The 25119-nt window shown below is 69.9% G+C and carries 23 protein-coding genes; 15 read left to right on the plus strand and 8 right to left on the minus strand.

The genetic code is table 11. The features are described from left to right. Positions 1-2 precede the first annotated feature (2 nt). On the plus strand, positions 3-626 hold the full coding sequence (locus tag ACQ66R_RS06520; protein ID WP_430420298.1) for a helix-turn-helix transcriptional regulator: 624 nt from the start codon (positions 3-5) through the stop codon (positions 624-626). 3 nt (positions 627-629) lie between these two features. Here the strand turns inward: ACQ66R_RS06520 and ACQ66R_RS06525 are convergent, their stop codons facing one another. Then, positions 630-1169 (minus strand): lipocalin family protein, encoded by a 540-nt coding sequence (locus tag ACQ66R_RS06525; protein ID WP_430420300.1) that lies wholly within the window; start codon positions 1167-1169, stop codon positions 630-632. Positions 1170-1249: 80 nt separating this feature from the next. Next, a complete protein-coding gene (locus ACQ66R_RS06530; RefSeq protein WP_430420302.1) occupies positions 1250-2980 on the minus strand; it encodes an alpha/beta hydrolase in 1731 nt (576 codons plus the stop codon). Between the two features lie 140 nt (positions 2981-3120). Between ACQ66R_RS06530 and ACQ66R_RS06535 the strand changes: the two genes are divergently transcribed. From ACQ66R_RS06535 to ACQ66R_RS06545, 3 genes are all read left to right on the plus strand, one after another. Further along, positions 3121-4020: a hypothetical protein gene (locus ACQ66R_RS06535; RefSeq protein ID WP_430420304.1), complete on the plus strand. Its 900-nt coding sequence runs from the start codon at positions 3121-3123 to the stop codon at positions 4018-4020. A 78-nt stretch (positions 4021-4098) separates the two neighbouring features. After that, entirely contained in the window at positions 4099-5271 is a 1173-nt protein-coding gene (locus tag ACQ66R_RS06540; RefSeq protein WP_430420306.1) for an amidohydrolase family protein, read from the plus strand. Positions 5272-5363: 92 nt separating this feature from the next. After that, entirely contained in the window at positions 5364-6044 is a 681-nt protein-coding gene (locus ACQ66R_RS06545; RefSeq protein WP_430420308.1) for a M24 family metallopeptidase, read from the plus strand. Here ACQ66R_RS06545 and ACQ66R_RS06550 read toward each other — a convergent pair. Then, on the minus strand, positions 6041-6331 hold the full coding sequence (locus ACQ66R_RS06550; RefSeq protein ID WP_430420310.1) for a c-type cytochrome: 291 nt from the start codon (positions 6329-6331) through the stop codon (positions 6041-6043). The two genes, ACQ66R_RS06545 and ACQ66R_RS06550, sit on opposite strands and share 4 nt — an antisense overlap. Before the next feature lie 88 nt (positions 6332-6419). Between ACQ66R_RS06550 and ACQ66R_RS06555 the strand changes: the two genes are divergently transcribed. The 6 genes from ACQ66R_RS06555 (at position 6420) to ACQ66R_RS06580 (ending at position 14885) form a co-directional block, all read left to right on the plus strand. Next, on the plus strand, positions 6420-7664 hold the full coding sequence (locus tag ACQ66R_RS06555; RefSeq protein WP_430420312.1) for a PQQ-dependent sugar dehydrogenase: 1245 nt from the start codon (positions 6420-6422) through the stop codon (positions 7662-7664). Positions 7665-7916: 252 nt separating this feature from the next. After that, the gene (gene ptsP, locus ACQ66R_RS06560; RefSeq protein WP_430420314.1) at positions 7917-10178 is read left to right on the plus strand and encodes a phosphoenolpyruvate--protein phosphotransferase; all 2262 of its coding nucleotides are present in this window, start codon (positions 7917-7919) and stop codon (positions 10176-10178) included. Between the two features lie 155 nt (positions 10179-10333). Continuing rightward, positions 10334-11512, plus strand: a complete 1179-nt coding sequence (locus ACQ66R_RS06565; protein ID WP_430420316.1) for a helix-turn-helix domain-containing protein — start codon at positions 10334-10336, stop codon at positions 11510-11512. 69 nt (positions 11513-11581) lie between these two features. Beyond that, positions 11582-12721 (plus strand): flavodoxin-dependent (E)-4-hydroxy-3-methylbut-2-enyl-diphosphate synthase, encoded by a 1140-nt coding sequence (gene ispG / locus ACQ66R_RS06570; RefSeq protein ID WP_430420318.1) that lies wholly within the window; start codon positions 11582-11584, stop codon positions 12719-12721. A 227-nt stretch (positions 12722-12948) separates the two neighbouring features. Next, a complete protein-coding gene (locus ACQ66R_RS06575; protein WP_293363803.1) occupies positions 12949-13242 on the plus strand; it encodes a hypothetical protein in 294 nt (97 codons plus the stop codon). A gap of 170 nt (positions 13243-13412) precedes the next feature. Beyond that, positions 13413-14885, plus strand: coding sequence for a sensor histidine kinase (locus ACQ66R_RS06580; RefSeq protein WP_430420320.1), 1473 nt, complete (start codon positions 13413-13415; stop codon positions 14883-14885). Here ACQ66R_RS06580 and ACQ66R_RS06585 read toward each other — a convergent pair. Continuing rightward, positions 14882-15193 (minus strand): hypothetical protein, encoded by a 312-nt coding sequence (locus ACQ66R_RS06585; RefSeq protein ID WP_430420322.1) that lies wholly within the window; start codon positions 15191-15193, stop codon positions 14882-14884. The two genes, ACQ66R_RS06580 and ACQ66R_RS06585, sit on opposite strands and share 4 nt — an antisense overlap. Before the next feature lie 57 nt (positions 15194-15250). Beyond that, on the minus strand, positions 15251-15829 hold the full coding sequence (locus ACQ66R_RS06590; RefSeq protein WP_430420324.1) for a pyridoxamine 5'-phosphate oxidase family protein: 579 nt from the start codon (positions 15827-15829) through the stop codon (positions 15251-15253). Positions 15830-16048: 219 nt separating this feature from the next. Between ACQ66R_RS06590 and prfA the strand changes: the two genes are divergently transcribed. Beyond that, on the plus strand, positions 16049-17125 hold the full coding sequence (gene prfA, locus ACQ66R_RS06595) for a peptide chain release factor 1 (RefSeq protein WP_430420326.1): 1077 nt from the start codon (positions 16049-16051) through the stop codon (positions 17123-17125). On the opposite strand, the gene ACQ66R_RS06600 is transcribed toward prfA, so the two are convergent. Next, the gene (locus tag ACQ66R_RS06600) at positions 17122-18285 is read right to left on the minus strand and encodes a YihY/virulence factor BrkB family protein (RefSeq protein WP_430420328.1); all 1164 of its coding nucleotides are present in this window, start codon (positions 18283-18285) and stop codon (positions 17122-17124) included. The two genes, prfA and ACQ66R_RS06600, sit on opposite strands and share 4 nt — an antisense overlap. A gap of 114 nt (positions 18286-18399) precedes the next feature. Between ACQ66R_RS06600 and ACQ66R_RS06605 the strand changes: the two genes are divergently transcribed. The 3 genes from ACQ66R_RS06605 (at position 18400) to ACQ66R_RS06615 (ending at position 21352) form a co-directional block, all read left to right on the plus strand. After that, positions 18400-19185, plus strand: coding sequence for an MOSC domain-containing protein (locus ACQ66R_RS06605; protein ID WP_430420330.1), 786 nt, complete (start codon positions 18400-18402; stop codon positions 19183-19185). After that, positions 19182-20051, plus strand: a complete 870-nt coding sequence (gene prmC / locus ACQ66R_RS06610) for a peptide chain release factor N(5)-glutamine methyltransferase (protein WP_430420332.1) — start codon at positions 19182-19184, stop codon at positions 20049-20051. Before ACQ66R_RS06605 ends, prmC begins: the two co-directional genes overlap by 4 nt. Before the next feature lie 248 nt (positions 20052-20299). After that, positions 20300-21352 carry a DUF4167 domain-containing protein gene (locus ACQ66R_RS06615; RefSeq protein WP_430420334.1) on the plus strand — a complete coding sequence of 351 codons (1053 nt, stop codon included), beginning with the start codon at positions 20300-20302 and terminating at the stop codon, positions 21350-21352. Between the two features lie 35 nt (positions 21353-21387). Here the strand turns inward: ACQ66R_RS06615 and ACQ66R_RS06620 are convergent, their stop codons facing one another. Both ACQ66R_RS06620 and ACQ66R_RS06625 read right to left on the minus strand, forming a co-directional pair. Continuing rightward, on the minus strand, positions 21388-22461 hold the full coding sequence (locus ACQ66R_RS06620; RefSeq protein ID WP_430420336.1) for an alpha/beta fold hydrolase: 1074 nt from the start codon (positions 22459-22461) through the stop codon (positions 21388-21390). A 53-nt stretch (positions 22462-22514) separates the two neighbouring features. Beyond that, positions 22515-24515 (minus strand): TonB-dependent receptor, encoded by a 2001-nt coding sequence (locus ACQ66R_RS06625; protein WP_430420338.1) that lies wholly within the window; start codon positions 24513-24515, stop codon positions 22515-22517. 112 nt (positions 24516-24627) lie between these two features. On the opposite strand from ACQ66R_RS06625, the gene ACQ66R_RS06630 reads away from it, so the two are divergent. Continuing rightward, positions 24628-25110: a Fur family transcriptional regulator gene (locus ACQ66R_RS06630; protein ID WP_430420340.1), complete on the plus strand. Its 483-nt coding sequence runs from the start codon at positions 24628-24630 to the stop codon at positions 25108-25110. The last annotated feature ends 9 nt before the right edge of the window (positions 25111-25119 follow it).

The raw sequence follows: 25119 nt of genomic DNA on the forward strand, positions 1-25119 counted from the left end.
AAATGCATACGCCCGCCGACCGCATCCTCTTCCAGCTCAAGACCCGGGGCCCCGCCGAGACCCTGGCGGTCGCGGCTGCGCTGGGGATCAGCCGGCAGGCCACCCTGCAGCATCTCGAGCGTCTGGTCGCCGATGGACTGATCGCCCATTCCGACGCGCGGCGCGGCGTGGGCCGGCCGCGGCGGGTCTGGGCGCTGACCGAAAAGGCGCAGGCGAGGTTCCCCGACACCCACGCCCAGCTGACCCTGGAGATGCTGGACGCCGTGCGCGCCGAGTTCGGCGAGGACGGGGTGGAGCGGATGATCCTGCGGCGTGAGGCGGCGACCGCGACCGGCTATGCGGCCGCGATGGCCGACGCCGAGACCCTTGGGGCGCGGGTCCAGCGCCTGGCCGAAATCCGGACGGCGGAGGGCTATATGGCCGCTGCGTCGCCCGACCCTGCAGGCGGCTTCCTCCTCGTGGAGAACCACTGCCCGATCTGCGCGGCGGCGGCCGCCTGCCAGGGATTCTGCCGCGCCGAACTGATGGTGTTCCGCGCCGTGCTGGGGCCGGGCGTCGAGATCGAGCGGACAGACCACATCCTGGCCGGCGCGCGGCGGTGCGCCTACCGGATCACGGCGGCCTGAGGCTCAGGACGCCGGCGGCTTGTCGCGGCCCGGCGTGGCGAGGATCTCGAGGTCGCCCGCGTAGCCCAGCTCGCGAACCTTGGCGGTCAGCGCCTCGACGGCGGAGAGCGGCGGCGCCACCTCGCGGGTGAAGATGTAGACCTTGTCGAACCCGGGCTCGGACGAGATGAACCAGGACCGGTCGGGGTCGGTGGCGATGATCCGGTAGGTGCGCGAGAGCCGCAGCGGGCCCAGGCGGTAGCGGACAGCCAGCGTGGCGTTCACGCCCGGGTCGCGGATCGTGCCGATGCCTTCGATGCTGCGTTCGGGCGCATCCTGACGCTTGTCGTGGCAGGCGTCCTTCACCGCGATGCGACCCTTGTCGTCGCGGCTGTAGCGGGTGGTCGCCCACTCGCAGCCCTTGGTCAGGCCCGTGGGCGTGCGCGCCTGCTCGTACCAGACGCCGGCGTAGAAGGCGTCGGGCGTCAGCGGTCCCGCGCTGGGCGGTTCGGGCGTCGCCGTCGCGGCGGCGAGAAGCAGTCCGGCGGTAGCCAACAGCGACACGGGCGTCTTTCCCTGGAGCAGCGGCGCGAAAGCTGCGCCGCTGCGAACATAGGAACGAACCCGCGGGGGTCCAGGGGCGCCTATTTCTTCGCCGGGGCGGCGGCGCCTGGCAGCTGCGGCTCGAAGCCGGGCTGGCGGTGATTGGCGGTGCCTGAGGTGACGTACCAGCTGATGAACAGGGCGCAGATCAGGGCGCCGGGGACATAGGAGTTGGTGCGCCGATAGGTCCAGGCGCCGATGACGCCGATCACGCCCAGCAGCGGCACGAACTGGATGGCGATCACCGTGTTCAGCGGCTCTTTCGGGGTGAGCAGCAGGCCCGTCGAGAACAGGGTCGCGTACTGCCAGACCACCATGATCAGGAAGCCGCCGGCCATGGCGATCTTGGCCCAGCCCAGGGACGCGATCAGCCCCTCGCCCTTGACGGCGATGTGGCCGGCCAGACCCCGCATGGCGACCAGGAAGAACAGCGTCCAGAGGATCAGGTAGCCGGGCAGCTGCATGGCGCGGGTGGCGTCCAGCGGCTTCAGGCCCAGGACCCAGAAGCGGTAGTCCACCTTGAACAGGCCATCGACGACCAGGATCGAGGCATAGGCCACCGCCATGGTGGCCAGCGAGGCCAGGATTGCGGGAACCCAGCGGTTGGTGAAGACGGCTCGGTTCTTCAGGAAGACGCCGAGGATCAGGCTGATCAGCGCCGTGCCCAGCGCCCAGAAGACCAGCTGGTTCTGAACCCACTGCGGGAAGGGCGCCATCGGGAAGAACACCTGACCCACCTTCATCAGCGGGAAGTAGGTGAGCGCCGGCAGGATCGCGGTGATCGCCAGCATCAGCCACCAGCGACCGTCGCGACGCTCGACCACGGGCTGGGCCGGCTGGGCCAGGGCGGCGAAGACCGGCAGGCCGATCAGCAGGTCGAAGGTGGCCAGGATCAGGCCGACGAGGCCGATGAAGGCGACCAGCGTGCCCAGCTCCTTCGAGAGCCAGACCTGATCGGACACAGGCTTGGCGTTCGGCGCTGGGATGGTGCGCTGGAACCAGTCGACTGCGCCGCCGACACCGCTGGCGGAGAAGTGCTCCCAGGGATGGGTGATCGGCGGGTTGAGCAGCAGCCGCGCCGTGCCCTGGGCGATGTCGCCGTAGACCCTCCCCTCCTCCACCGGGCCGGTGACGCCGAACACCTTCTGGAGCTTGGCGGAGGTCTCGATGTCGCCCCCCTTGGGGACGCCCCACATCAGGCCGGCGAACTCGTCGAACTGGCCGAAGACCACGGCGAGGTTCCTGGGGTTCTCGGGCGCCGGCGCGCCCAGCAGGCCGGGCGTCGAGCCTTCCAGAACGATCGCGCGGTAGCCGTCCGGGTCGGCCTTGGCCGCCGCCAGGATCGGGCCGCCGCCCATGGAATGGCCCTCGAGCCCGATGGCGGCCTTGTCCACGAAGGGCAGACTCTTGAGGTGGCGCAGCGCCGCGGGGCCGCCGAACCCGGCCGTGCCCACGATGCCGCCCGAATAGCCGTGCCCGGTCATGTCCATGGCCAGGACGACATAGCCGCGCCGCGACAGCTCGATCGCGAACGGACTCTGCATCTCGCGGGTGTTGATGTAGCCGTGACTGACGAGGACGCCGGGCGCCGGCTTGGCCGCCGTGGCGCCGGCCGGCTTGTAGAGCAGCGCCGAGACGGTCACGCCCTCTTCGGCCGGAATCCGCACCTCGGTGATCGTCACCGCGCCGCCGTCGGTCTGCACCCGCGAGGCGAAGAACGCGCCGCCCAGGATCAGCCCCCAGGCAAGCGCAAAGGCCAGCCAATTCCGCATCGTTCCCCCGCCCCGTTCCTTATCGTTGGCCGGGACGATGCGCCCTGAGCGCGCGCCGCTCAAGCCCGCACGAAGGCGTCGTCTGGACGACAACCCCCGGTCGTGTCAGCTTCCCGCCACAGTCGAGATTGGGGGCTGTCGTGGACGAGCCGTTCCGCAAACAAGTCGTGGACGCCGTGGACGCCGCCGGGTTGGCCCCGGCCATCGATGACCGGGCCGCCGTCGCACTGGCCGCCTCGTTCTACCGCAACGAAACCACGGGCCAGACCGACGGCAAGTACGGCCCGCCCTGGCAGGTGCTGAAGGTGGAGGACGCCCCGGGCGGCTATGACGGCATCGCGCTCCGCCATCCGGCCAGCCGTACGCTGGTGATCGTCAACCGCGGGACCGAGGGGATCAAATCGGTCGACGACTGGACCCAGAACATCCGCGCCGTCCTGTTCAAGTCGCCGGGGCCGCAGCTGGACTCGGCCATGGGCCTGCTGGCCGAAGGCTTCCAGCTGGCGAACGGCCAGGGCGTGGACGAGATCCTGATCTGTGGCCATTCGCTGGGCGGGGCGCTGGCCGATGCGCAAGGGGCGCTGGCGAAGTCGTTCTTCGCCAGCAAGGGCCTGATCTGCCCGCCCGTCCGCGTGGTGGGCGTGGCGTCGGCAGGATTCGCCTCGGCGGCGCGGGGCTATGCGTCGGCGCGCGGGATGGCGCCCGATCCAGCCGCCCAGGGGTACATCACCCACTTCGTGCGCAGCGAAGACCTGGTGCCGAACCATCCCGCCCGGGCGATCTTCGGCACGGACCAGAAGCTGGCGTCGATCTACGAGGCGCGCTTCCAGAAGCCGCCCGGCCGGTCATCCGCAAGCCATTCGGAATGGCGGCGCATCGTCGACCGCCTGAAGCAGCACATGCGCACGCTGTACTACCAGTTCTTCGACGAGCCGAAGGCGCGGCACATCTGGTTCAGCGCCAAAGCCAAGACCTTCGAGGCCCGCAACGGCGCCTTCCCCACCTGGGAGCGCGGCTTCCAGCGCCCCGATGACTGGTGAGGCGGCCGGCGGCAGGGCATAGTCACGCCGCCACGCACGGACGCACCCAAGGATCCGCGCGGGCCTGAGGAGGATGAGATGCCCTACGCGCCCGCGGGCCGTGCGTTCTATGACGCCGACAGCCACATCATGGAGTTGCCCGATTTCCTCAAGGCCTACGCCGACCCGGCGTTGCGCGACGAGATCCCGGAGGTCAGCTACTCGGCCTCGATCGTGACCGACGAGGAGGTCGCGGTCATCGTCGCCCAGGGCAATCGCCACAGCCCCGAGCACGTGGCCGCCCAGATCGCGATGGGCGACGAGCTGATCGCGAAGTCAAAGGAGATCCAGGCGCTGGGGGCGTTCAACAGCACCGACCGGACGACCGCGCTGGACCTGCTGGGGTTCCGCAAGCAACTGGTGTTCGCGACCCACAGCCTGCGGATGCCGTTCTCGCCGAGCTCGAAGCTGGAGCACCGGCTGCGGTATGGGGCGGCGCGGGCGCACAACCGGCATATGGCCGACTTCTGCAAGACCGACCGACGGCTGATGGGCGTGGCGGCGATCCCGCTGGACGATCCCGACCTGGCGCTGGCCGAGCTGGAGTTTTCGCTGAAGGCCGGGCTGAAGGCGGCGTGGGTGCCGCACCGGCCCTGTGGCGAGCGCTCGCCCGGGCACGTCGACCTGGACCCGTTCTGGGCGCGGCTGGCCGAGACCGGCACGCCGTTCGTGCTGCACGTGGGCGGCGCGCCGCTGCAGCTGGCCAAGGCCTGGATGAACAACGGCCGCCCGCCGACCAAGGACTGGCTGGGCGGCGGCGAGAACCTGCGGACCAAGGACGTGGCCCTCCTGCACGAGGGGCCCGAACAGTTCCTCACCATGCTGGTGCTGGACGGAGTTCTGGAACGGCACCCGAGCCTGCGCGGGGCCGTGGTTGAGCTGGGCGCCGGCTGGGTTCCGGAACTGCTGCGCCGCCTGGACTGGGTGGTGAAGCACTGGAGCCGCAACGACGAGAACCTGCAGCGCCTGCGCCGCACGCCGTCGGAGCAGATCACCCAGCAGTTGGCGTTCACGCCCTTCGTCTTCGAGGAGGTGGGCAGCTTCATCGACCAGTCGAACGCCGACCTCTACCTGTTCTCCAGCGACTATCCGCACATCGAGGGGGGCCGAAATCCGATCGGCCGGTTCGAGGCGGCGCTGGGCGATCGGCCCCCGGCGGTGCGCGACAAGTTCTACGCCGACAACTTCCTGCGGATCTTCGCCGACGCCTGAGGTCCGGCCCCGCGCAGCGGGAAAGGCAGGATTGAGATGATATAAGGATATCTTTATGTCTCTTGTCGCGCTTAGCGACAGGAGCCGACCGGATGTCCGTTCAACACGCCAAGGAAGCCGTCGGCGCGACGTTCTCGCTGCCCGCGATGCTGCGCGCACGCGACCTGACGTTCGAGGCGGTGCGGAAGATCGCCGAGGCGATCCACCCGGGCATGACCGAGGGCCGCGGCGGCGAGGTGGCGCAGGAGATCCTGGAGGCCATGGGCATGGAGCGCCTGTGGCATCGCAATGTCATCCGCTTCGGTCCGGGCACGCTGGAGACCTTCTACGGCGAGTTCACCCCCGACTATGTGCTGAAGGCGGACGACATCTTCTATGTCGACCTGGGCGTGGTCTGGGACGGTCATGAGGGCGACGCCGGCGACACCTTCGTGGCGGGGAATGATCCCGAGATGGCCGCCTGCGCCCAGGCGGCGCGCGACCTGTGGCACGAGGTGGCGGGCCGCTGGCGCGACGAGGGCCTGACCGGGGCGGCGCTGTACGCCTTCGCCAAGGCCCGGGCCGAGGCGATGGGCTGGCGGTTGAACTGGGAGGTGAAGGGGCACCGCGTCTCGGACTTCCCGCACGCGATCTACAAGGCCGGCGCCCTCGGCGAGTTCGACGCCCTGCCGACCACGGGGCTGTGGATCCTGGAGATCCAGATCGCCCACCCGACGCGCCCGATCGGCGCGTTCTATGAAGACCTGCTGATCGGCGAAGGGGCGGCCGCCTAGCGACCCGTCAGCCAGACGGCGACGGCCTGCTTGAGGTCGGCGGTCAGGCCCTCGGCGGCGGCGGCCATGGGGCCGGTGGTCAGGGCGGCGACGATCTCGGCGGGTGTCTTGGCGGCCAGCTGCTCGCGGGTGAGGGCCCGCTCGTCGCCGGCCTCGTGGCAATCCTTGCAGCGCTCGGCGTAGATCGCAGCCCCGCGCGGCGGCGCGGCCGGCGCCTGGCCAAACGCGGGCGCGGCCAGCACGCCCAGCGCCATCAGTCCTGCCGCCCCCGCCCACTTCGCGCTCATGCGAGACTCCCGGACATCCTGGTTGACCTTCCCAAGGGGTTCGCCGGGCGCTAGGCAACGCTCGGTTCAATTCGGGAAGGAGACGCCGATGCGGCGCGTGTTCAAGGCGGTGTCGACTGCGGCGGCTATCACGTCGGGCGTGCTCACCGCAACGAGCGCATCGGCCCAGGTCGAGACCCGCCCGCCGATCACGTCGTACAAGCCGGCCTTCGCGGGCCAGACCCGCGCGCCGGAACAGAAGCTGGGCGTGGCGTTCGAGGCCACGACGGTGACCTCGGGCCTGCAGTTCCCCTGGTCGCTGGCCTTCCTGCCCGACGGCCGGATGCTGGTGACCGAGCGCCGGGCGGGCAAGCTGCGCGTGGTGGCCAAGGACGGGACGCTGGTCGCGGCTCCGGTCGAGGGGACGCCGGCGGTGTTCTCGGGCGGCCAGGGCGGCCTGCTGGACGTGGTGCTGGACCCCGCCTTCAAGACGAACGGCCTGGTCTACCTGAGCTATGCCGAGCCGAACGCCGACGGGACCAACAACACCGCCGTGGCGCGCGGCAAATGGGTGGACGGGCCGACGCTGAAGCTGGAGGGTCTGACGGTCATCTACCGCCAGCGCCCGGCCATGGCCTCGCCGCTGCACTTCGGCTCGCGGCTGGTGTTCGCCCGCGACGGCAAGCTGTTCGTGACGCAAGGCGAGCGCTCGATCCCCGCCGGCCAGAAGCAGGCGCAGGACCTGGCCAGCGGCCTGGGCAAGATCGTGCGGATCAATCCCGATGGCTCGATCCCCAAGGACAACCCGTTCGTCGGGCGGGAGGGGGCGCAGCCCGAGATCTTCAGCTACGGGAACCGCAACGTGCAGGCCGCGGCGCTGCACCCGCAGACCGGCGAGCTGTGGGAGGTCGAGTTCGGGCCGCAGGCCGGCGACGAGCTCAACATCATCCGCAAGGGCCGCGACTATGGCTGGCCCACGATCACCTATGGCGTGAACTACGGTCCGGCCAAGACGCCGATCACCGGCGGAGAGACCCAGCGGCCGGGCATGGAGCAGCCGCTCTATTATTGGGACCCGACGATCGCGCCCTCGGGCATGATCTTCTACACCGGCAGCCTGTTCCCGAAGTGGAAGGGCAGCCTGCTGATCGCCGGCAAGCAGCCGCAGGGCCTGCCCGGCGGTTTCGTCACGCGGCTCACCGTCAAGGGCGAGAAGGTGGTCGGCGAGGAACGTCTGGAGACGCCGGCCCCCGCCAACTGGCGCGACATCCGCCAGGGCCCGGACGGGGCGGTCTACCTGCTGAAGGACGGCACGGCCGGGGCGATCGTGAAGCTGACGCCGAAGAAGGGCTAGAGGCGATCTTCGGCGAGGGACGTTCTCCCTCATTCTCGAACGTTATGGCCCGCCTTGCGCCGGCCATGACGGTCCTATTTCCGTGGGATGAAACGCGAGCCGGCCCACCGCCTCGCCCCGCCTGCTTTTGACGGCCCTGCTTAAAACAGCGGCAGTTGTTGAGCGAGAGGCACGGACGGGCTTTGAGTCTCGGTTTTGAAAGACAAAACTGCTAGCTAGCCCCCAAGGGATAGGGAGGACGTTTCGCCTAGCATGGCCGCGCCTGTCGCCATTCGAGGTCAGCGGAGCCTGCTGCGGCAGATCCGCGAGGCGCTTGCCGGGGGTGGCCCCGCGCAGCAGCGCCTGGACATGGTGGTGCGCATCATCGCGCTCTCCATGGTGGCCGAGGTGTGCTCGATCTACCTGCGGCGCGCCAGCGGCGAGATGGAGCTGTTCGCCACCGAAGGCCTGGATCCCAGCGCCGTCCACGTGACGCGGATGAAGCCCGGCGAGGGCCTGGTCGGCGAGATCATCCGTCTGGGCCGCCCGCTGAACCTGGCCGACGCGCCCGAGCACCCCGCCTTCTCGTACCGGCCCGAGACGGGCGAAGACCCGTACCACGCGTTCCTGGGCGTGCCGCTGCTGCGCGGCGGACGCGTGATCGGCGTGCTGGTCGTCCAGAACCGCACCGAGCGGACCTATTCCGAGGACGAGGTCGAGGACATCCAGATCGTCGCCATGGTGCTGGCCGAGATGGTCGCCTCGGGCGAACTGATCAGCGTGGGCGAGCTGGAGGGCGTGGAACTCGCGCCCCGCCGGCCCGACCAGCTCAAGGGCTCCAAGTTCGCCGACGGCCTGGCCTATGGCGTGGCGGTGCTGCACGAGCCGCCGGTGGCGTCCTCGCAGCTGCTCAGCGACGACGTGGTGGCCGAGGAGAAGCGCCTGGCCGAGGCGCTGCAGAGCCTGAAGGACCAGATCGACCGCATGCTCGAGGGCCAGCACGGGCTGGTCGACGCGTCGTACGACGTGCTCGAGAGCTACCGGATGTTCGCCCACTCCTCGAGCTGGAACCGCAGCCTCGAGGACGCGGTGAAGAACGGCCTGACGGCGGAGGCCGCGGTCGAGCGTGTGCGCTCCGAGCATCGGGCCCGCCTGGGCCAGGCGCGCGACCCCTACATGCGTGAGCGGCTGCACGACCTGGAAGACCTGAACGACCGGCTGCTGCGCCACCTGTCGGGCGCCGGCAGCGTGGCGCGCGACCTGCCCGAGGGCGCGATCCTGATCGCCCGGAACCTGGGGCCGGCCGACCTGCTGGAATACGATCGCACCAAGCTGGCCGGGCTGCTGCTGGAGGAAGGCTCGTCGGCCAGCCACGCCGCCATCGTCGCCCGCGCCCTGGACATCCCCTGCGTGGGCCGCCTGGCCGGCCTGCGCGACAAGGTGTCGGAAGGCGACCCCGTGATCGTCGACGCCGAGACGGGCGAGGCGTTCCTGCGGCCGCGGCCCGACGTGGTGAAGGCCATCCAGGCCCGCGTGCTGGTGCGCCGCCAGCGGCGCGCCGAGTTCGCCAAGCTGAAGGACACGCCGGCCTTCACCCGTGACGGGGTGAAGGTGACGCTGCTGATGAACGCCGGCCTGGACGTCGACCTCGAGAGCCTGGCCGACACCGGCGCCGAGGGCATCGGCCTGTTCCGCACCGAGTTCCAGTTCATGGTCTCGGAGGAGATGCCGCGCTTCAACGCCCAGACGGCGCTGTACTCGCGAGTGATGGACGCGGCGGGCGACCTGCCGGTGACGTTCCGCACCCTCGACCTCGGCGGCGACAAGGTGCTGCCCTACATGGAGGCCGAGCGCGAGGAGAACCCCGCGCTGGGCTGGCGGGCGGTGCGCATGGGCCTGGACCGCCCGGCGCTGCTGCGGCTGCAGCTGCGGGCGCTGATCGCGGCGTCGAAGGGGCGGCCGCTGCGGATCATGTTCCCGCTGATCGCCAGCGTGGACGAGTTCCGAGCCGCACGCGCCTGGGTGGACCAGGAGGTGGCGTGGGCTCAGCGGCGCGGCCGCCCTGCGCCCTCGCGTCTGGACGTGGGCGCGATGATCGAGGCGCCGTCGCTGATCTGGCACCTGGACGCGCTGCTGCCGATGACCGACTTCGTCAGCGTCGGGACCAACGACCTGATGCAGTACATCTTCGCCGCCGACCGCGGGAACCCGCGGGTGGCCGACCGCTACGACTTCCTGTCGCCGCCGATGCTGCGGGCGATGGAGGCGATCCAGCGGGCCTGCGCCGAGACCGGCACGCCGGTCAGCGTGTGCGGCGAGATGGCCGGCCGGCCGCTTGAAGCGTTCACCCTGGTGGCGCTGGGCTTCGAGCGCCTGTCGATGCCGCCCACCGGCGTCGGCCCCGTGAAGCAGATGGTGCTGTCCTGCGACCGTGAAGCCGCCCGGCGCGGCGTTTCGGCGCTCTTGAAATCGTCGGCCGGATCGGTTCGGAACGAGATTGAAACCCTGGCGCGCAAACTCTACCTCGCCGTCTGAGACTCGCCCGAATCCGTAGACACTATGCGGGGCGGCCCGAGGCCTTCCCGGCCATGTTCCATGACCGGAAGAGAAGGCCTCGAACCGAGTCAGAGTACCGAGCCCGCTCTTCCGATTGGCAAGCCAATCGGGCGGGCTCTAGGAGCCCCCGAACCTTGGCCTTGTTGAAGAAGCGTCCGTCGAAGAAGCCGCCGTCCGGCCGCGACCGGATGCGCGCGATGCTGAGCCTCGTCGGGGCCGAACCGCCGGCCGACGCCCCCGGGCCCGGCGCCGCGCCCGAGGAACCGGCGGGGCCCATCGACCCGCTGTTCGCGCACGACACCCTGGGCGAGGCTCTGAAGGCCATCCGCCACGACCGCGGGCTGTCGCTGGAGGATGTGGCCGAGCGCACGCGGGTGCGACGGGCCTATCTGCAGGCGATCGAGGAGATGCAGCTGGACGCCCTGCCCTCGCGTCCCTTCACCATCGGCTACATCCGCGCCTATGCCGGGGCCCTGGACCTGGACCCTGACGCAGCCGTCGAGCGGTTCAAGACCGAGGAGCCGGTGCTGGACGAGCCGCTGCGGGCCCCGGTGGGCGTGCTGGACGAGAAGGATCCCCGCGTCGCGGCCTTCACCGTGGGCGCCATGGTGATCATCGCGGCCATCGTGCTGTGGAACATCGCCCAGCGCTCGATGATGGCCGCCGCCCCGCCCCCGCCGCTGGCGTCCGAGACCCAGTCCGAACAGCTGCTGGCGAAACTCAAGAACGGCACGATGGTCCTGGGCGAGCCGCTGCCGGCGCCGGTCGAATCCACGACGCCGACGCCCTACGAGACCCCCGGTCTGGCCGCATCTCTGGGCCTGAAGGCCGATCCGAACGACCCGAACTCGGGCCATCCGCCGCCGCCCACCCGCCTGGGCGAACCTCCGCCGGTGGACCTGGCCTCGCTGAAGCCGGTCTTCGCGCCGGCGGGGAAGGTCTACGACAGCGGCAACCCGCGCCTGGGCTCGACGGTGACGGTGCAGGCGATCAAGGCCGGCGCCCTGATCGTGCGGGGTCCTGACGGGTCGGTGTATTTCGCCCGGCAGCTGGCGAAGGGCGAGGCCTACCGGGTACCCAACCTCGCCGGCCTGACGCTGGACGTCTCGGCGCCGCAGGACTTCCAGGTGTTCGTGGCCGGCCGCTCCCACGGGGTGCTGCCCTCAACCCAGGTGCTGGCCTCGAAGCTGGCCACCGCGACGCCGAACGTGGCCGCGCCTGCCGCCGTTCCGGCGCCGAAGACCGCTGCGCCGGCGACCACGCCCGTCCTGAAGATCCCGCCGGCGAAGGCCGCCGCCGCGCCGGCCCGCTGAACGACCTCACGACGTTTCGTCGGGGAGCTTAGATAGCCTTTCGCCCCGCCACAGACTATTTTCCCCGCCATGACGACCGAAGCCCATACCGCCGTACGCCCCTGGCGCGCGATCGACCGCCGCGTGAGCCGCAAGATCCGCGTGGGCAGCGTGGAGGTGGGCGGCGACGCGCCGATCACCGTCCAGTCGATGACCAACACGCTGACGGCCGACGCGAAGGCCACGATCGAGCAGGTGCGCCAGCTGGAAGAGGCCGGGTGCGACATCGTCCGCGTCTCGTGTCCCGACGAGGAGTCGACGGCGGCGTTCAAGGAGATCGCCCGGGCGGCCAAGGTCCCGCTCGTGGCCGACATCCATTTTCACTACAAGCGGGGCATCGAGGCGGCCGAGGCGGGCGCGGCCTGCCTGCGGATCAACCCGGGCAATATCGGCAACGCCTCACGCGTCCGCGACGTGATCCAGGCCGCCCGCGACCACGGCTGTTCCATGCGGATCGGCGTCAACGCCGGCTCGCTGGAGCGTGAGCTGCTGGAGAAGTACGGCGAGCCCTGCCCCGCCGCCATGGTCGAGAGCGCGCTGAACCACGCCCGCATCCTGCAGGACCACGACTTCCACGAGTTCAAGATCAGCGTGAAAGCGTCCGACCCCTTCATGACGGTGGCCGCCTACCAGCAGCTGGCCGAGGCCATCGACTGCCCGCTGCACATCGGCGTGACCGAGGCGGGCGCGACGCGGACCGGGACCGTGAAGAGTTCGATCGGCATCGGCTCGCTGCTGTGGGCCGGGATCGGCGACACCATCCGCGTCAGCCTGGCGGCCGATCCGGTGGAAGAGGTGAAGGTCGGCTTCGACATCCTGAAGAGCCTGGGCCTGCGCCACCGCGGGGTGAACATCATCGCCTGCCCGTCGTGCGCGCGGCAGGGCTTCAACGTCATCAAGACGGTGGAAGCGCTGGAGACGCGGCTGGCCCACATCGCCACGCCCATGAGCCTGTCGATCATCGGCTGCGTGGTGAACGGGCCCGGCGAGGCGCTGATGACCGACCTGGGCTTCACCGGCGGCGGCAAGGGATCGGGCATGGTCTACGTGGCCGGCAAGCCCGACCACAAGATGGACAACGACCACATGGTCGACCACATCGTCGAGCTGGTCGAAGCCAGGGCCCGCGAGCTGGACGCCGCGAAAGCCGTCGCTCAGGCGGCGGAGTAATACCCTCCCCGAGGGAGGAAAGGCCGCGGAGCGGCCAGGGTGGGGAGGCATCGATCCTCACCGACCTCAGCACGCCGACCCACACTTCCCCACCCGTCTCCCCCGGACCAAGTCCGGGGTCGCCACCCTCCCCACAGGGGAGGGATTACAAAAGTGACACCTGCGTCACTCTTGCGTGCGGCCCCGTGTCGCGCTTAGGTGCGCGACCAATTCTTTTGGAGGAACTCATGTCGGCGGACGGCAACTGGAAAGTCACCATCAACACCCCGATGGGCGCGCGCACGATGGCGGTGAAGATCGCCACGAGCGGCGACACCTTCACCGGCTCGGTGGACTCGGAAATGGGCGCGCAGGAAGTGACCGGCAAGGTCGATGGCGACACCCTGACCTGGAGCACCGACATCACCAACCCGATGCCGATGAAGCTCGAGTTCACCGCCAAGGTCGACGGCGACAAGATGAGCGGCAACTGCAAGCTCGGCATGTTCGGCAACGCTTCGCTGACCGGCGAGCGCGCCTGATCCGACTCACGGATCGAACGTCTAAGGGCCCCGCCGGCGACGGCGGGGCTTTTTCGTTCCCGGCCCGCGGCGAGCCCACTGTCGTGAAAGTGACTGTGGGTCGACGGCACATCCCCTAGTGGATCATGCGCCTGGAGGTCATGATGGCGTAAACCGGAGGGGGCGGTCACGTGCAGGACTCCATCGCGCAGGCGGAAGGCATGGCCGACCGCTTCCTGCGCCTGCTGAATGAAGCGGCCGAGCACCTTCTCGCGGCCAAGGACCAGAACCGGGTGGTCCGGGACCTGTTCGACCTGATCGCCGACGAACTCCGCCTGGACGTCTATTTCAACTACCTGGCCCAGGACGGGGAGCTGCAGCTGGCGAGTTCCTACGGGCTCGATGAGACGGCCCAGCGCGCCGGGTCGCGGTTGGCCTTCGGCTCGGCGGTCTGCGGCGAGGTCGCCCAGCAGCGCAGGCCCCAGTACGTCGCGAACATCCAGACCTGCGAGCAGCCGAGCGTCGCCTTCATTCGAGAGGTGGGTCTCCAGGCCTACGCCTGCACCCCGATGATGGCCGGCGAGGTCCTGCTCGGCACCCTGGGTTTCGGACGCAGGTGGTGCGGTGAGTTTCGGCCCGAGGAACTGCAGTTCCTCCGCACCGTGACCCAGTACGTCGCCATGGCGGTGGCGCGCCTGCGCACCCAGGCGGCGTTGCGCGAGAGCGAGCGCCAGCTCAACGCGGTGCTCGACAACGCCTCGGTGTCGATCTTCCTGATGGATGAGCGGCAGCACTGCATCTACATGAACGCAGCGGCCGAGCGGCTGACCGGCTTCCGCCTGGAAGAGACGCTGGGCCGCCCGCTGCACGACGTGATCCACCACACGCGACCGGACGGCTCGCCCTTCCCTCTGCACGAGTGCGCCATCGACCGGGCCTTTCCCGAACGCGCGCACCAGCAGGGCGAAGAGGTTTTCGTCCACAAGGACGGCAGTTTCTACCCCGTCGCCTTTACGGCCAGTCCGATCCGCGACGAGGAGTCCCAGACGATCGGCACCATCATCGAGGTCCGGGACATCACCCAGGAGCGGCGCAACGAGCAGGCGCGCGACCTCCTGATGCGTGAGGTCGACCATCGCGCCCGAAACGCCCTGACCGTCGCGCAGTCCATCGTGCAACTGACGCAAGCGCCCGATCTGGAAGCCTATCGTGAGATCGTGCTGGGCCGGATCAGCGCCGTCGGCCGCGCCCAGGGCGCACTTGCCGCGCAGCGCTGGGAAGGCGCCGAGATCCGCACGATCGTCGAGGAAGAGTTGGGCGCCGTCATGCCGGGCGCCACGCACAGCCTGGACGGGCCCGATATCGTCCTCGCCCCGGAGAAGGCCCAACCGCTTGGCATGATCCTGCACGAACTCGGCACCAATGCCGTGAAGCATGGAGCGCTGAGCCGTCAGGGCGGCAGCGTTTCAGTGAGCTGGAGCCGGGCCGAAGACGGTCTGGAACTGGTCTGGGCCGAGGACACGGGGGGTTCCGCGTCCCAGCCTCCGACCCGCGCCGGGTTCGGCTCCCGGCTGATCGACAGCCTGGCCCGCCAACTCGGCGCCGTCGCGACGTACGAGTGGCGGGCTTGCGGCCTGCGGTTCGTGCTCGCGATGCGAGATTAGTTGGGGGTCACCGCGTCGGCGGCCTTGGTCGCGGCGGTGCTGACGCCCTCCGCCGCCGTGGCGGCGCTGTCGGCGACGCTGGACGCGGCGCTGGTCACGGCCTGGGTCTGCAGGGCGTCATTGCGGTTCGCCTGCAGCAGGAAGAACGCCACGATTGCGACCATCGCCAGAACGGCGACGCCCACCATGATCCCGCCAAAGCCCGAGCCGCCCTTTTCCACATAGGTCGTGCCGCCGCCGACATCGCGCTCGATCACGCGTTCTGTCGTCTGGCCGTCGCTGCGTTCCGTCACCCGTTCGATCGCCATGGTCTCGCCTCCGTATGTCCCGGGTGCGAGAACACCCAAGGCGGGCGGACGTTCCAGTCAGGCTCTGCGCGGCGGAACCACGTCGGCGAAGTCCGGGAAGGCTTTCCACTTAGGCTCGACCGGCGCGGTGTCCGCGGCGGGGACGTAAGGCGAGGCCTCCTGGATCGACATCTGCGGGATGTAGCGCGGGCAGTTCGGGAAGATGTCGATCGGCGTCACCTTCACCAGAAGCTGGGCGCCGGGGATGTCCGCCATCGCCGGATCGTCGCGCACCACCTGGGCGCGGCCGTTGACCCGCAGGCGTCCGGGTTTGTCGCCCATGGCGATGAACAGGAGGCCCACGTGCGGGTTGGCGGCGATGTTGCCCAGGCTCTTGAACATGCCGTTGCCGTCGTAGTCGGGGAACACCAGCAGGTCGGGCGCGGCGATGCGGACGAAGCCGGGCGCGCCGCCCTTGAACGAGCAGTCCGGGCGACCCTCGGCGTCGGCGGTGGCGAGGAAGAAGAATGGCAAGGTCGCGACGAAGGCGGCGTCGCCCTCGGTAAAGCGGTCGCGGCGCAGCTTCTCCTCCAGCCGGTCGGCCAGCGCGCGGCTGCCGAAGGCGTCCTGAAGCTGGCGATTGCCCTCGTGGAACATGGCGATCTCCTCCCCGCGCACAGCATAGCGCTCTCCTCCTCCGTAGGGGGAGGGGGACCATGCGAAGCATGGTGGAGGGGGCCTATCGGCGGCGCCGAGCCTGGAGTGTTCCCCCTCCACCACCCTTCGGGCGGTCCCCCTCCCCCAACGGGTGAGGAGGTCTGGGGCGCGGCCGTGCGCATTGGCGCCGCCGCCTGTCTCCGGTAGAGACGCCCTCCCATGCGACTTCCCCAGGCCCGTCTCGACCAGGTGCTCGACCGCTTCCGCGAGATCGAGGCGCGGATGGGGGCTGCCACCGACGGCGCCGAAATCGTGCGCCTGTCGAAGGAGCACGCCGAGCTGAAGCCCGTGGCCGACGCGGTGAGCGCGCTGGAGCGCGTGAAGGCCGAGGGGCCGGAACTCGAGGAAATGCTGGCCGCCGGCGACCCCGAGATGGCGCAGATGGCCCGCGACGAGCTGGAGGCGCTGAAGGCCAAGCTGCCGGCGCTCGAACACGAGGTGGCCCTGCTGCTGGCCCCGAAGGACAAGGACGAGAACGCCTCGGCCGTGCTGGAAGTGCGGGCCGGCACGGGCGGCGACGAGGCGGCGCTGTTCGCGGGCGACCTGTTCCGGATGTACTCGCGCTACGCCCAGCTGCAGGGCTGGCGGGTCGAGATCGACAGCGTCACCGAAGGCGAAATGGGCGGCTACAAGGAGATCGTGGCCGCGATCACCGGCGACGGCGTGTTCGGCCGGCTGAAGTTCGAGAGCGGCGTCCACCGCGTGCAGCGCGTGCCCGCCACCGAGGCCCAGGGGCGCATCCACACCTCGGCCGCCACCGTGGCGATCCTGCCCGAGCCCGAGGACGTCGAGATCGAGATCCGCGACCAGGACCTGCGCATCGACACCTATCGCTCGTCGGGCGCCGGCGGCCAGCACGTGAACAAGACCGACTCGGCGGTGCGCATCACCCACCTGCCCACCGGCATCGTGGTGACCAGCTCGGAGAAGTCGCAGCACCAGAACCGGGCGCGCGCCATGAAGGCGCTGAAGGTGAAGCTGTACGACATGCAGCGCGAGGCGTTGGACAGCGCCCGCTCGGAGAGCCGCAAGAGCCAGGTGGGCTCGGGCGACCGCTCGGAACGCATCCGCACCTACAACTTCCCGCAGGGCCGCGTGACCGACCACCGGATCAACCTGACCCTCTACAATCTGGCCAAGGTGATCGAGGGCGAAGCGCTGGACGACGTGATCAACCCGCTGATCGCCGAGGACCAGGCCGCCCGGCTGGCGGCGCTGGAAGACGAGTTCAACTAAGCCCGTCCGCTCGGCGGCCCGCGTTTGCGCAGGGCGCCGACCCGCTGCTGCGCCGCCTGCCAGAGCTCGCCTACACCGTTGAACCGCAGGCCCACAGTGTCGGCCATGGCCGCGCCGCGCTCGCCCATCGGGGCGGGCGGGCCGGTGGTGGAGTCCATGGCGGTTTGGTGTTCGATCTCGGCGTTCAGCTCGGCGCCGATGAGGACGACCATCACCGAGAACCAGATCCACAGCATGAAGCCGATCACCGCCCCCAGCGAGCCGTAGGTGGCGTCCAGGCGGGCGACGTTGTTCAGATACCAGGAGAAGCCGGCCGAGCCCGCCATCCAGAGGAAGGCCGCCACGAGGCTGCCGATGAACACCCAGCGCCAGCGGGCGCGCTGGCGGCTGGGCCCGTAGCGATAGACCACGGCGAAGGCGCCCGCGGCGGCGGCGTACACCAGCGGCCACAGGGCCAGGGCGCTCCCCGCCCCTCGCAGGTATAGCGGCGCGGCCACCAGGATCGCGCTGACCACCGTCAGAAGCAGCAGGAAGGCGACGGTGAAGCCGTAGGTCATGGCCGACCGCGCGATGAAGCCGCGCTTCTCGGTTTCATCGTAGGCCGTGTTCAGGCCGTCGAAGAGCGACCTCATCCCGGCGCTGGCGCTCCAGATCGACAGGAGCAGGCTGACGACGAAGGCTGCCGACAGGCCGGCCGTCTCGCCGTTGGCCAGGCGCAGCATTTGTTCGCCCAGCAGGCGCACGGCCTCGGGCGGGAAGATCGCGGAGAGCTGGACCAACTGCTCCTGGACGGTGCGCACGTCGGCGATCAGGCCGTAGAGCGAAACGAACACGCCCAGCGCGGGGAAGATCGCCAGCAGGGCGTAGTAGGTGACGCTGCCCGCCACCACGGTGAGGCGATCCTCGCCGACTTCGCGCCAGGTGCGCCACAGGATGTCGCGCCAGCCGCGCCAGGGGATGTGGTGCGGGCGGAGGGCGATGCGGCCCCGATCCGGCTCCTGGGCCTCGAAGACCGCAGGCTCGGCGACGGTCTGGCGCGACAGTCCAGGCCGGGGCTCGGGGGGCGGCTCCGGCGGCGGCGCGCTTCGGTTGGACCACCAGGCCGACGTCGCCACGGCGGCCAGCGCCCAGGGCGCGAGCGCCAGCACCGTTCTTGTCATCCCACGCGCCAACCCGAACCTCCGACAGCCGCCGGGGCTCTAACCGTCCAGCCGCGCGCACGTTCCGGCGCCTCCCGCCTTGAGATCGGTCGGGGTTTCCGTCAGAAGCCGCCCATGAGCGGCCACGTCGCGGCGATCTTCCGCCATCCTGTGAAGGGCTTCACGCCCGAGAGCCTGAGCCACGCAGAGCTGGCGCCCGGCGAAGGCTTCCCGCACGACCGCATCTGGGCGGTGGAGAACGGACCGTCGGGGTTCGACCCGGCCCAGCCCGTCTGGACCTCGAAGCAGAAGTTCACGGTGCTGGCGGCCATCCCCCAGGTGGCCGCCGTGAAGACGCGCTACGACGAGGCGACCGGCGTGTTCAGCGCCCAGGCCGACGGGCGGCCCACGTTCTCCGGACGGCTGAGCGAGACCGAGGGGCGCGAGGGGTTCGCCGCCTGGCTGACCGCGTTCCTGGATCCCGATGACCTGCGCGGCCCCCTGAAGGTGATGGACGCCCGTGGCGGGTTCCGCTTCACCGACCACCCGGCGGGGCAGGTCTCGATCATCAACCTGGCCAGCGTGCGCGACCTGTCGGCGAAGATGGGCGTGGAGCTCGACCCGCTGCGGTTTCGCGGCAACCTCTACGTCGAAGGCTGGCCAGCCTGGGCCGAGAACGACTGGGCCGATCGCGACATGATGGTGGGCTGGGCGCAGGCCAGGGTGTTCAAGCCGATCGTGCGCTGCGCCGCGACCGAGGTGGACCCGGCCACGGGCGTCAAGGACCTCGAGGTGGTGAAGGCGCTGTTCGACAACTACGGCCACACGCTGTGCGGCGTGTACGTGCATGTGACGGCGGCCGGCCGCGTGGGGCTGGGCGATGCCGTGACCATTCCGCAGGCCCTGGAGGGCGCGCCATGAGCCTCAATCTGGTCCAGGCCTGGAAGGGCGCGCGGGCGCGGCTGGAAGCGGCCGGGCTGGTCGGCCCGGTGATCGACGCGCGGCTGCTGGTGGAGGCCGCCGCCGAGGCGACCCGCGTGGACATCGTGACCGACCCGTACCGCGAGCTGACGCCTCAGCAGGAGGCCACGCTCGAGGACTATCTCACGCGGCGCGAGCGGCGCGAGCCGGTGAGCCATATCCTGGGCCGCAAGGGCTTCTGGAAGATCATGCTGAACGTCACGCCCGACGTTCTGACGCCGCGGCCCGACACCGAGACGGTCGTGGAGTACAGCCTGCGCGAGTTTCCCGAGCATGCGCCGTGGCGGATCCTGGACCTGGGCGTGGGCTCGGGCGCGATCCTGCTGGCGCTGCTGGCCGAGCGCCCGGCGGCCCGGGGTCTGGGGATCGATGTGTCGGAAGAGGCGCTGGCGGTGGCGCGCGACAACGCCGCGGCGCTGGGGCTGGCCAGCCGCGCCGCGTTCCTGCGCAGCGACTGGACGGCGGGCCTGGCGCCCGACGAATTCGACCTGGTGGTCTCGAACCCGCCCTACATCGCCGACCACGTGATCCCGACGCTGGAGCCCGAGGTGAAGGACCATGAGCCCCACCTGGCGTTGAGCGGGGGCCCCGACGGGCTGGACCACTATCGGATCCTGGCGCCCGAGATCCTGCGGGTGCTGAAGCCCGGCGGACGGTTTTCGGTGGAGATCGGCTTCGACCAGAAGGACGCCGTCGAGGCCCTGTTCCGCGAGGCGGGCGCGGTGTTCGTCACGACGATCAAGGACCTGGCCGACCGCGACCGGGTGGTCGCCGGTGAGAAAAAGGCCTTGGAAACGACGGCCTGACTCGCTACATCAGATCACGTCTCCACCCAAATTCGTCGGTGCTGAAGGTAGATGCGTCCCCAAGCAGGACGCCCGCCGAACCCGACAGGCGCGACGCTTTCTTGATCAAGCAGGCCTCTCGCTGACGAGCTTCCGGGCGGAAGACGGGGAACACTTACGCCTTCACATGACATGCCCAGGCCGGGCCACATCCCTGAAGGCCAGTCGCCGATCAGGCGCTAGGGAAGAACCAAACGGTTTCTTAAAATATGAGAGATTTCAAGGGTATGAAGCGCCAACGCGGGCGCAATCGGGGTGGTGGCGGCGGTAGTGGCGGCGGCGGCAAGCCGCAGGCCCACAACGCCAACCGGGCCTTCGATTCGAACGGCCCCGAAGGCGTGAAGGTGCGGGGCAACCCCCAGCACGTCTTCGAAAAGTACCAGCAGCTGGCCCGCGACGCGAACGCGGCGGGCGACCGGGTGCTGGGTGAGAACTACCTGCAGCACGCCGAGCACTATTTCCGCCTGCTGCGCGCCATCCAGCCGAACCGTCCGGCCAGCGAGATCCTGGGCCGCGACCAGTTTTCCAGCGGCTACGACATCGACTTCGAGGACGAGAGCGGCCAGCAGGCCGCCATCGCCGCCGACGAAGCGGCCCCCATCGAGGGCGCCGAAGTGCGCGAGGAGGCCGAGGCCCAGCGCGAACGCGACCGCGACCGCGAGCAGAACCGCAACCGCGACCGTGATCAGAACCGCGACCGTGGCGAGTGGCAGAGCCGTGACCGCGATGGCGGCCGTGACCGGGATCGGGACCGCTTCCGCGACGGCGAAGGCCGCAACCGCGACCGTGATCGCAACCGCAATCGCGATGATCGTCCGCGCACGGAAGGCGACGAGCGCCCCCGTGACGAGCGCCCCCGTGATGATCGTCCGCGCGACGACCGGGCCGGCGATGATCGTCCCAGGGATGAGCGGCCTCGCGACGACCGGCCCCGTGACGAACGTCCGCGGGATCGTGACGACCGGCCGCGTGGGGATCGCCCCCGCTTCGAGCGTGACCGCCGCGACCGCGGCGACCGCGGCGACCGGGACGACCGTCCCGAGCGCGACCCGTTGGCCGTGGTGCAGCCGATCGAAACCGGCCCGATGCTGCGCGACTCCGACGGCGGCGCCAGCCATGCGCCGGCGTTCCTGCAGGCGGCCCGCCCCGCCCCGGCCCCCGCGGCCGACGACGGCGAAGCCAAGCCCAAGCCCCGCCGTCGCCGCGCCCCGCGCAGCTTCGAGGGCGAAGGCGCTCCGGCGGCCGCCGAGAGCGAAGACTAGCTGAGGTCCCCTTCTCCCCCTGCGGGAGAAGGGCGTTATTCTGAGCGCTTCAGCAGCGCTTCGAGTTCGTCCTTCCAGAGGGCGGCGTGCGTGTGCGTGCCGTGGCCGCGCGACTGCAGGGTGGCGGGGATCAGTATGTAGCGTGTGGTCTTCAGGCGCGTCATGGCGGCCTCGGCGAGGCCCAGCTCAGGCGGATTGATGAAGTCGTCGGCCGAGTTCACCCAGGTCATGGGCGCGGTGATCTTCTCGAGGTCCTTCGAGGGGTCGTAGGTGCGCGACGAATCCACCTGATAGATGAAGTCGTTGGCGTCCATGCCGGCGATCCGACGGGGCAGTTCGCGGGCCACGTACTCGTCCACGGCCGCCCGTGTCGGCAGCTGCGCCTGCAGCGGCAGCGGCGCGGCGCCTGCGAGGATCAGGAGGTTGGCGGCGGTCTTCAGCCCCTGGACGGGCTGGGTCTTGTAGTCGCCGCCCATCCACGCCGGGTCGGAGGTGATCGCCTCGATGGCCATCCGCCGCCACAGCCGATTGCGGCCTGCGATCTCCACCGGCTGGCAGGCCAGCGGCATCAGCGCCTTGGCCCCCTGCGGATACGTCTCGGCCCAGATGAAGCTGTGCATGCAGCCCATCGACGTGCCCATGATCAGGCGCAGCCTGTCGATCTTGAGGCTCGTCACCAGCGCGTGCTGGGCCTCGACCATGTCGGCGTAGTCGTACTTGGGGAACTTCGCCCGCAGGCCGTCCGACGGCTTGGAGCTGGCGCCATGGCCGATGTTGTCGGGCATGATGATGAAGTACTTCGCCGGGTCCAGCAGGCCGCCCGGCGTGAACAGCACGTCGGCGAACAGCGGGTTGGTGAAGCTGCGGCCCGAACCGCCGGTGCCGTGCAGGATCAGCACCGCGTTGGTGACCTTGCCGGCGGCGTCGAGCTTCGGCGCGCCCAGGGTGTGGTAGCGGATCTTCAGCTCGGGCAGCGTCTCGCCCGTGCGGAACCGGAAGTCCTTGATGACGTAGTCGTGCGCCGCGGGCTCGGGCGCGGCCTGGACCGGGCCGGTCGCGATCAGGGCGCCCGCCAGGGCGGCGGCGGCAAGCTTCAGGACACGCGACATCAGCAGACTCTCCAGGTCGACGCGCGAGCTTACGGCGCGCCGGCCCTTCGAGCCTAGAAGGTGTAGCCCACGCCCACGCGGAAGCTGCGGCCCGGCAGCGGCGCGATGTCCTTGAGGAACGAGGCGTGCTCGCGGGCCTCGGTGTTGGTCAGGTTGTGGCCGTCCAGGAACACCTTCAGGCCGTCCTTGCCCTTGAGCGGACGCACCACCAGCGAGGCGTTCAGCATCGTGTAGCCGCTGGTGGGCAGCTCGAACGTGGCCACCCGGTCCTGCTTGCCGACGTGATGGACCTCGACCGTGCCGGTCCACCAGCCCGCCTCGTACACGCCCCGGCCGGTCACCGACCACGGCGGGATCCGCACGGCCGGGCCGAAGTCGGTCTTGCCGTGGACGTAGTCGGCCGCCGCCTCGAGGTGGAAGCTGCGTTCGCCGTCGCGCCAAGTCTCGACCGAAGCCTCCGTCTCAAAGCCGTAGAACTTCGCCCCGCTCTGCACGAAGGTGAAGACCGGGAACTCGGAGTCGGCGTCGACCGCGCCTGTCGGGATCAGGTCGATGAAGTTGTCGTAGTCCGAGTAGAAGAGGTGGGCGTCCACCGTCCACGCGCCGCCGCGATAGTGCAGGCTGGCGTCGGCGGCGTATGAGACCTCCTTGTCGAGGGTGGCGTCCCCGATCTCGAATTGGCCCGTAGCGGGGTGGGCGCCCAGCGACGACAGCTCTTCCTCGGTCAGACCGCGGCTGGTGCGCGACAGCGCCAGGCCCAGGAACAGACCCTCCGCCGGCCGCACGAAGCCCGCGACCGAGGCCGAGATGTTCGTGAAGTCGCGATCGGCGCGGACGTTCTTCACCGACCGGCCGTCCAGGCGCAGGCCGCCTTCCAGGCCCCAGGCGTCCTGGTCATAGCGCTGCAGGGTGAAGACGCCCCACTCGTTGATCTTGGTCTTGGGGATCAGCGCTTCTTCGCCGATGGCGTCGAACGAGCGGTGCAAGGCCTGGACGCCGATCGCCCCTTGCCAGCCGTCGCGCTCGCGCTGGACCAGTTCGATACGGCCCTCTTCGCCCTTGGACAGGAAGGTGGTGCCCGCCTCGGCGCCTTCGAACTCGGTGTGCTCGTAGTCGGCGTAGCCGCCGGTGAACCGAACGCTGGCGAACGGGCCGTCATCGAAGTCGAGCGCGCCGCGCGCATCCACGCGGGTCTGCTTCAGCTCGATGCGCACCTCTTCCTCGGCCGCGCTTCCGTATTCGCTGTCGGTTTGCCGGATCGCCACGCCGCCCCAGCCGGGTTCGCCGACGTAGGAGAAGCCACCCCCAAACCCATCCAGCTTCGTATAGGTGTTCGGGACCTTCTCGCCGTCACGCGAGGGCTTGGGCAGGCCTTGATCCGCGGCCAGCCGGCGCGACATCGCCGCGACGGGGATCTCGTAGTCGTCGGTGCGGCGATGGACGCCATCCAGCGTGACGCTGAAGCCCTCGGCCAAACCGGCCTTGAGCGCGCCCGAGACCTGACGGCCGTCGTCCACCGACGAGTACGTCCCCAGCGCCCGGCCGTGCACGCCGGCTTCGAACTTGGACGGGATGCGCTCGTCGATGACGTTGACGATGCCGCCGATGGCCGAGCCGCCGTACGCGAGCGCCGAGGGCCCGCGCAGCACCTCGATCCGCTCGGCCTCCTGCGGGTCGCTGGCCACCTGGTGGTCGGGCGACAGGCCCGAGGCGTCGATCTGGCCGACCCCGTTGGTCAGCACCTGCACCCGCGGGCCGGCGAGGCCGCGGATCACCGGCCGGCTCGAGCCTGGGCCAAAGAACGAGGAGCGCACGCCCGGCAGGTGCGCCAGCACGTCGCCCAGGCCGGCCGAGGGCGCCAGGTCGAGGGCGTCGCGCTTGATGACGTTGACGCTGGTCGTGGTGGAGTCGAGCGAGACCACATAGGGCGCGGCCGTCACGACAACCTCGGACAGGTCCTTGTGACCGGGCTCCGCCGCCTGGTCGGCGGCGCGGGCTGCGGACGCCGAGAGAACGAGGGCGCCGACGGTGGCGAACAGGGCGACGCGGGACATCAGCTGGACCTAGGCGAGAGATGGACTTGAAACGCGGCGTCACTGTTATGAAATAACATAACGACCCGTCAAGTGCGTTGCGAAGACGGAAGATCGGCGATAGCGGAAGGACATGGCGAGCGACTGCCACCACCACGAGCACCATGTGCACCATGGCCTGAAAGGCGCAGCGCTGGGGCATGCGCTGGGCGCGGCCGAGGATCGCTGTACGACAAGCCAGGAGCGCCTGACCGCCCCACGGCGCCGCGTCCTCGAGTTGCTGCTGGCCGCCGACGCCCCGCTAAAGGCCTATGATTTGATCGCCGCGTACGGCGAGCACGGCGAACCGGCGAAGCCGCCCACGGTGTATCGCGCCCTCGAATTCCTGGAGCGCCTGGGGTTTGCGCACCGGATCGAGAGCCTGAACGCCTACGTGCCCTGCCGGATCGAGGGCGGGCACATGGCCGCCTTCCTGATCTGCGACTGCTGCGGCGAGGCCGCCGAGTTCCAGCCCGACCTATCGGCGGCGCGCGAGGCGGCGACCCGGACCGGCTATGCGGTCCGCGCCATCACCCTGGAAGCCCGCGGCCTCTGCGCCGCCTGCCAGGCGGGATAGACGTCCCTC

The organism is Phenylobacterium sp., from assembly GCF_965284355.1.
Taxonomy (GTDB): Bacteria; Pseudomonadota; Alphaproteobacteria; order Caulobacterales; family Caulobacteraceae; genus Phenylobacterium.